Annotated in this window: 6 protein-coding genes; 3 read left to right on the top strand and 3 right to left on the bottom strand. The window is 57.3% G+C overall.

Annotated elements, in window-relative coordinates:
- Positions 1-78: 78 nt before the first annotated feature.
- Positions 79-1,098: a low-specificity L-threonine aldolase gene (gene ltaE, locus AB5Y85_RS10325; protein ID WP_106844496.1), complete on the top strand. Its 1,020-nt coding sequence runs from the start codon at positions 79-81 to the stop codon at positions 1,096-1,098.
- A gap of 89 nt (positions 1,099-1,187) precedes the next feature.
- On the opposite strand, the gene AB5Y85_RS10320 is transcribed toward ltaE, so the two are convergent.
- Genes AB5Y85_RS10320 through AB5Y85_RS10310 form a run of 3 tightly spaced genes read right to left on the bottom strand, consistent with a single transcriptional unit; the run spans position 1,188 to position 3,643 of the window.
- Positions 1,188-1,619, bottom strand: a complete 432-nt coding sequence (locus AB5Y85_RS10320) for a PAS domain-containing protein (protein WP_245130646.1) — start codon at positions 1,617-1,619, stop codon at positions 1,188-1,190.
- Between the two features lie 8 nt (positions 1,620-1,627).
- Positions 1,628-2,650 (bottom strand): response regulator, encoded by a 1,023-nt coding sequence (locus AB5Y85_RS10315; RefSeq protein ID WP_042081918.1) that lies wholly within the window; start codon positions 2,648-2,650, stop codon positions 1,628-1,630.
- Positions 2,651-2,704: 54 nt separating this feature from the next.
- The gene (locus AB5Y85_RS10310) at positions 2,705-3,643 is read right to left on the bottom strand and encodes a LysR family transcriptional regulator (protein ID WP_005337171.1); all 939 of its coding nucleotides are present in this window, start codon (positions 3,641-3,643) and stop codon (positions 2,705-2,707) included.
- 861 nt (positions 3,644-4,504) lie between these two features.
- On the opposite strand from AB5Y85_RS10310, the gene AB5Y85_RS10305 reads away from it, so the two are divergent.
- A complete protein-coding gene (locus AB5Y85_RS10305) occupies positions 4,505-6,457 on the top strand; it encodes a bifunctional diguanylate cyclase/phosphodiesterase (RefSeq protein ID WP_013723827.1) in 1,953 nt (650 codons plus the stop codon).
- A gap of 143 nt (positions 6,458-6,600) precedes the next feature.
- Positions 6,601-7,077, top strand: a 477-nt coding sequence (locus AB5Y85_RS10300; RefSeq protein ID WP_368221363.1) for an AbgT family transporter, incomplete at its 3' end; no start/stop codon positions are given.

The raw sequence follows: 7,077 nt of genomic DNA, 5'->3' as shown, positions 1-7,077 counted from the left end.
TTCACATTCTGCTCATGCGCCCCTTGCCAAGCGAGGGGCGCATGGCTAACGTCACTCTCCTGTTTCAGGAGGGATCTCATGCGCTATATCGATTTACGAAGTGACACCGTCACCCAGCCTACTGACGCCATGCGTCAAGCCATGCTCCACGCCGCAGTCGGTGACGATGTCTATGGTGAAGATCCGGGCGTCAACGCGCTGGAGGCCTTTGGGGCAAGATTGCTGGGCAAACAGGCGGCGCTGTTTGTGCCGTCCGGCACCATGTCCAATCTGTTGGCGGTGATGAGCCACTGTCAGCGCGGTGAGGGGGCTATCCTCGGCAACGCCGCTCACATCTATCGCTATGAAGCGCAGGGGAGTGCCGTGCTGGGCTCCGTAGCCCTGCAACCCTTGCCGATGCAGCGCGATGGCACGCTGGCATTCGATGATATCAAGGCTGCGCTGGCCCCTGATGATGCCCACTTCGTCCAGACTCGCCTGATCTGCCTTGAGAACACCCACAACGGCAAGGTGCTGCCGCTCTCCTATCTGCAGGAGATGGGGGCATTCGTTGCCGATCGCGGCTTGAAGCTTCATCTCGATGGCGCCCGGCTCTTTAACGCCGCCGTGGCCAGCGAGACCCCGGTCGGGGTGATCGCTGCACCGTTTGACAGCATCTCGATTTGTCTCTCCAAGGGGTTGGGCGCACCGGTGGGCTCGCTGCTGGTGGGCAGCCACGATTTCATCGCCCGTGCGCGCCGCCTACGCAAGATGCTGGGGGGTGGCATGCGTCAGGCGGGGATTCTGGCGCAAGCCGGTCTGTTTGCCCTCGAGCAGCATGTGACCCGTCTGGCCGATGATCACCGCCGTGCCAAACGGCTGGCCGAAGGGTTGGCTGCACTCCCGGGCATCGAGCTCGACCTCTCGCTGGTGCAGAGCAACATGGTGTTCCTGCGGCTGCGTGAGGGGGAATCGGCCCCTCTGCTCGCTTTTATGAAGGAGCGGGGGATCCTCTTCTCCGGTTACGGCGAGCTGCGGCTGGTGACCCATCTGCAAATCAACGATGACGATATTGAAGAGGTGATCGACGCCTTCACCGAGTATCTCGGGGCGCGTTGAGACGGCTGGTGAGGTAGAGGTTATACCAAGACCTGTTCATACCGAAATAACAGAGGGCGCCGCGGCGCCCTCTGTTATTTGCTGCAAGCTCAAGCCTGCCGCTGGCCGTTCATCAGCATGGCCTCATCAGTGGCATCGTAGATCATCACCGCGATGTGGGTCACCTGACCGCCGAAATCGGCCAGTGGCACCAGGGTCAGGTTCTGGAACATGTGGGGGGCCGAGCCGGTAATGGGGCGGTAGTTGGAGAAACGCAGCAGATAGGGCTTCTGCTCCCAGGTGCTGAAGGCGCGGTTGTTGAGTTTGAAGACCATGTTGGCCTTGCGTTCGAACCAGGCTCTGTCCACATCGGGGAAGAGCTCGAACAGTACGCCATCGCGCACGTCACTGGCCAGTCGGCCGCTGTGGCTCTCCATAAAGCCGTTCCACACCTGTACCTTGTACTCCTTGTCGAGCACAACCAAGCCTACGTCCAGGTTCTGGACTATGTTCATCAACCAATGAAATTCACGGATTTCCATAGTCACTCCTAGAGCATGTGCATGATTTTGTTGTTCATGGTGGCGATGGAATCTTCGGTAAACAGCAGCAGCAGATCACACTGCACCGCGTAATCCTGGATCCGGTAGTTGATCTCGATGGCGAGCGTGCGGCGCCAGCGACTCTTGTTGGTGTTGATCAGCTCGTTGATGGGTCTGTGCTGGCCGAGCACCACAGGGTGCCCCTGACTGAAGGGGGTGTCGAGCTGGTTGGCGTAGCCGCGCAGGAAGGCGCCGATCAGCACGTTGGCGGTATCCATCAACAGCTCCAGTTCGGCGGTGCGATCCAGCGTCCCCTGATGGTTCATCAGCTTGGCCAAATCTTTGAAGCTGGAGTCATGGAACAGGATCAGCGCTTCACCGGCGATCCCCGCTCCGATAAACCCCTGACAGACGGCGGAGAGGGTATCTGAATCCGCAGCGGCCGAGAGGGCCATGTGCAGCTCGGAGACCTCCAGCACGTTGACGTTGGGGATAGGCAGTACCACGAAGGCGTTGAGCAGACGAGCCAGCAAGTCGGCGGCCTGACCCATGGAGACGTTGGCCAGCTCCTGATAGACATCGCGGATTTCGGGGGTGATCTTGACGCCTGCATCGGCTACCACGCCGCTTGTCAGCTGCTCGGGGGCGCTTGGTTGACCACTCGGGGCGGCACTCCAGAAACCGTGTTGTTTGAGCAGGGCGAGCAGGGTTTCTGGGGCGGCGGGTTTCTTGATGAAATCGAGCGCCCCCAGCCCCATGACCCGTTGATAGGCCTCTGGTTGGATATCCCCGGAGACCACGATCACCTTGTTGCGCAACCCCTCCCGTTGGAGGGTCTCCAGCACGCCGTAACCGTCCATCTCCGGCATGGTCAGGTCGAGGAAGATGAGATCGCCATGACCCATCAGCACCTGTTCGATCCCTTCGAGACCATTGGCTGCGTAGTGCAAATCGACTTTCCAGTCGGCCGGGAGCGCCCGCGCCAGCTGTTTGCGGGCGAACCCGGAGTCATCACATATCAATACATTCATGGCGTTAGGCAGGCTCTGTTGGCAAGGGATGCTATAAGTGTGGCCCGCTAACGGTCAGATGCAATGGGTGAGGCTATCACCTTGTGAAAATTGGTTGTCCCACTGCCGATTGCGATAGCGTGCTGAGTATTTTTCAACAAATTCAACGAACATCTTAACACGCAACGGAGCGAACTGGTGCTGGCAACACAACATGTAGAAGGGGCGATTGCCGGTTTGCCAGTCGGTCAGTACCGGCACCAGTTGCTCGTCATGGAGGAAGCTGCTCAGATAGTGCAGCGGGGCGTTGACGATCCCCAGATGACGCCGGGCTGCGCGTACCGCGGCCTGGGTCTGGTTGACGGTCAGTTTGGCGCTGCGTTTGATGCAGACGCTCTGGCCATCCTTGTCGGTCAGCTGCCAGTGCTGGTGAGGCCAGCAGTAGATGAGATCATGCTCTTCCAGCTGGTTGGGATGGGAGGGAGTGCCCTTCTTGGTCAAATAGAGTGGTGAGGCAAACAGGCCGTACTCGATATGGCCGAGACAGATCGCATTGGGCAGCGACTGGGGCAGCTCACCGTTGAAGAACACCAGATCCCGATCATTGTCGAACAGGTGCTGGTGATCATTGGTCTGGGTGATATCGAACTGTACCTCGGGATAGTGCAGCCCGAATTCGGCCAGCATATCGATGAGGATGGTGTTGGAGAGCGCGATCGGCGCAGCTATCCGAATAAGCCCGGTGATATCGGCCTCTTGACCCTGGATCTCGCTGGTGGCCTGCTCGATTTGTGCGAGTGGCGTGCAGAGACGTTCGTAGTATCTGAGGCCATCATCGGTAAGGCGGAGCTTGCGGGTAGAGCGATGTAGCAGGGAGCAACCCAGTTGCTCTTCCAGCTGGGAAATGCGTCGACTGATGGTGCCTGTTGGCATGCCCAGTGCGGCTGCAGCGTGGGAGAATCCTCCCTCTTGCACCACCTTGACGAACAGGTAGAACTCTTCGATGTGCTTCATAAACGCTGTTCTGGGTGTAACAAGGGGGCAACCATAAAAAGAGCGTTCCGGGTTGGCAAGGTTAATTCAGCGTTTAATTGATCTGGATTCGATTTCTGTTGATACCAGTTCTCCACCCGCCCGTCATCTCAGTTTCTCCGAGCTGGTGATTATTCCGGCACGATGCCAAATGGTACTGCGGCAGTGATGTTTGCCATATTCCCTGATTTGTTCCGCTATAACCGCAGGCGAAGGCCGATATTGCAATCTGATGGAAGGAATCTGGGTTGCTCTGCGTACTCAGCCGGGATGGTTTGCCATCTACAGCTAATGTGATGCAGATCATATATTCGGGTTTTGCTCATTGCCTGTTGAAAAATGAATTTGGGGTATATCAATTCCGCCTTAGTGAACTATTTTTGTCCGTTTTGGCGTTTTTTTGGCTGTTTATCCATCCGCTTGGTTAATTAATGGAAGCTTTGTGACAGAGAGTGATGACTATTTCCACCATTGATTTAAATGTTAATAACAAATTTGTCGCAGCAAATATGCAATTGCTCTTTCAAGGTCTCGAGTGGATAGCTCTTAGTGCTTGTTTTTACTGGGGAAAAAAGTTAAAAATCGACTATATGATTTGCCTGGATTAACAGGGTCCTTGGCTGAGTCCTTTGTAGTATTGCCGTACAGGCTGCCCTGTTGTTGATATCTGAAATAGTTTTGTCCGCTCTTGGCTATGTGAAAAGGGATAATGGCCGAGAGGTATTTGCACCTTGCATTCTGCAGCTAGCGGTTTGCCAGATCTGTTTTCCGGTTAACCAGTGACCATCCAGCATGAATGACCTTGACCAGATGAATACGCTTGACGAACGGTTACTGAAGACGATGGATGTTCTGCATACCCCGATCTGGGTTTATGACATCGAGCATCACCATATTTTCTGGGCAAACAGCGCCGCGCTCTCCGTGTGGGAGGCGACGTCCCTCGACGAACTCTGCTCCCGCGACTTCTCTGCCGATATGGCAACCGCCATCGATCTGCTGCTGCAGCGCTATCTGGGTGATTTTCAGCAGGGGCGCAGTTACAACGAGTGGTGGACCCTCTCCCCAAAGGGGGTCAAGAAGCAGATCTATCTGCGCCTCTCCGGTATTCAACTGGCTGGCCGGCTGATGATGATGACCGAAGCGGTGCTCGACTCCGATACCCTCTATCAGGAGTCCTCGCTGGCAACCGGCGATACCCTTGCCTGCCTGTTCGATAGCCACGGTGTGTTCGAGAGTGGCAACTATCACTTCGAAATGTGTTTTGGCCACCAGATCGCCAAGCTCTCCCAGGTTTTCTCCGGCAATGATGACAGCTTCTACCAGAAGCTCTCCCGTCTCGATGAGGTGGTGACCGAGGGGGAGTGCCGAACCCTCAAGGGGATGCGCTGGTTCCAGTATCAGTTCCGCTATATCCAGCAGGGGGCCCGCATTCTGCTCACCATGCGGGATATTACCGATCGCAAGCTCGAGGAGCTGGAGCATCGCCACCTCGCCTGGCACGACTCCCTGACCGGCCTGCTCAATCGGTATGGCTTGATGAAATCCCTTGAGGCCTATTGCGGGCTGGGGGAGCGTTTCGCGCTGGTGTTCATGGATCTGGACAACTTCAAGCTGGTCAACGACAACTACGGCCACAAGGCGGGAGATCGCCTGCTGGAGCGGGTCGCCGGTCGCCTCAAACAGATTTGCCCGCGGGATGTGGAGCTGGCTCGCCTCGGTGGCGATGAATTCACAGCACTGGTGCCGCTGGGCAATCAGGGTGATCGGGCGCAAGAGGTGGCCGATCAGATGCTCTCCCAGATGACCAAGCCGCTGCAACTGAGCGGGCTGCCGGAGGTGACCATCGGCGGCAGTATCGGTATCGCCATCTATCCCGATGATGCGGATGACGGGGACAACCTCATCACCCGTGCCGATATGGCCATGTATCAGGCAAAGCAGATGGGGCGGCTGCGCTGGCAGCGTTTCACCCCCAGCATGCAACAGACCCTGCAGCGCAAGCTCAATCTCAAACAGTTTCTGGCCAAGGCCATCGGCCGTCAGGAGCTGAGCCTCTGTTACCAGCCGCAGGTCGATGCCGCCAAACGGCGTCTGATCGGTTACGAGGCGCTGCTGCGCTGGTACAACCCGGTGCTCGGCCATGTGTCGCCGGTGGAATTTATCCCGCTGGCCGAAGAGATGGGGCTGATCCGCGAGATCGGCAGCTGGGTGCTCTCCACCGCGCTGGCACAGGTCGCCAGCTGGCAGAAGCGCTTCCATCAGCGGGTGCCGGTCTCCGTCAACCTCTCCGGTTTCCAGCTCTCGTCGGCGCTGCCCGGGCAAGTTCGCCAGCAGCTGGAGCTGCACGGGGTGGATGCCTCCCTGTTGACGCTGGAGCTGACCGAAACCGTGCTGATGCTCGATATGAAGGGGTGCCTCGGCATTCTCGATGATTTGAGCGAGCAGGGGATCAAGATTGCCATCGATGATTTCGGTACCGGCTACTCCTCGCTGGCCTATCTCAACCGGTTGCCGATCAACAACATCAAGCTGGATCGCTCCTTCGTGGTCGGTCTCAACTTGCCAGTGATCCGGGCGACTGCGGCCATGGCCACCAATCTGGGGTTGGGGATCATGGCGGAAGGGGTGGAGGAGCCTCACGAGCTGGCCGCCCTGCAGACCCAGGGGTGCCATGTGTTCCAGGGATATCTGTTCAGCAAGCCGCTGACTGTGGCGCAAGTCGAGGCGAGCGGTTTTGTGGTTGAGTGCCAGGTTGGGCGTTATCCACTGCTAGATGCCGTAATGGCAGAGTAACAAGTGTGCGTTAAGCCACAACTTGGGATTTTATTCCGCAATATTTAATCAAAATTAATCATTCTTTTGCGATCGGTCATGAGACGGATTGGCTGGAATTGCTAGCATGCGACCTCGTTTCTAGGGAAAGGAGTATCGCAATAATGAGTCATGCTGCTGTCAATGACCGTCCGGCCAGCCCTCCCAAAGGTTGGCTGAACCGTTTCCTCAATGGCGTCGAGAAAGCCGGGAACAAATTACCCGACCCCGCCATGCTGTTCCTCTACGCCTTGCTGATCGTCTGGGTCGGCTCCTGGGTGTTGTCACAATTCCAGTTTGATCTGGTCAACCCCCGTACCGGGGAGGCGGTAGTGGTCAACAACCTGCTGACCGGTGCCGGTCTGGCCGAGTTTCTCTCCACCATGGTGACCACTTTCACCGGCTTTGCCCCGCTGGGCATCGTGCTGGTGGCCATGCTCGGGGTCGGGGTGGCCGAGCAGTCAGGTTTTATCAATACCGGTCTGAAAAAGTTGCTGAAGGTGACGCCTGCCCGTTTTCTCACTCCCATGCTGATCCTGGTGGCGATCGTCAGCCATACCGCCGCAGATGCGGGTTATGTGCTGGTGATCCCCATCGGTGGC

It is taken from the genome of Aeromonas sp. R3-1 (assembly GCF_040908345.1).
Lineage (GTDB): Bacteria > Pseudomonadota > Gammaproteobacteria > Enterobacterales > Aeromonadaceae > Aeromonas > Aeromonas veronii.
This window is presented reverse-complemented; position numbering and strand designations above follow the sequence as displayed.